Source organism: Leifsonia sp. RAF41 (genome assembly GCF_052114085.1).
Taxonomy (GTDB): domain Bacteria; phylum Actinomycetota; class Actinomycetes; order Actinomycetales; family Microbacteriaceae; genus Leifsonia.
In genome coordinates, this window is record NZ_JBFREB010000009.1 from 1 (window position 1) to 351 (window position 351).

The window sequence follows — 351 nt, forward strand, 5'->3', positions numbered from 1 at the left end:
ACATGGTGCCGTCCCAGATCTGCAGCTGGGCGCGCGGGTCGGCGAGCATGCCGGCCTGCGAGAACACCTGCGAGTAGTCCAGGGTACCGAACACCCACAACACGCCGGCGATGCCCAGCAGGAAGCCGAAGTCACCGACGCGGTTGACCAGGAACGCCTTCATGTTGGCGAAGATCGCGGTCGGGCGCTTGAACCAGAAACCGATCAGCAGGTACGACACCAGGCCCACTGCTTCCCAGCCGAAGAACAGCTGCAGGAAGTTGTTGCTCATCACCAGGGTGAGCATCGAGAAGGTGAACAGCGAGATGTAGCTGAAGAACCGCTGGTAACCCGGATCATCCTGCATGTAAC

Annotated in this window: 1 protein-coding gene; it reads right to left on the bottom strand. The window is 60.7% G+C overall.

Going from position 1 to position 351, the window contains the following annotated elements:
* Window positions 1-351, bottom strand: a 351-nt coding sequence (locus AB4Y74_RS17780; protein WP_441800485.1) for a proton-conducting transporter transmembrane domain-containing protein, incomplete at both ends; no start/stop codon positions are given.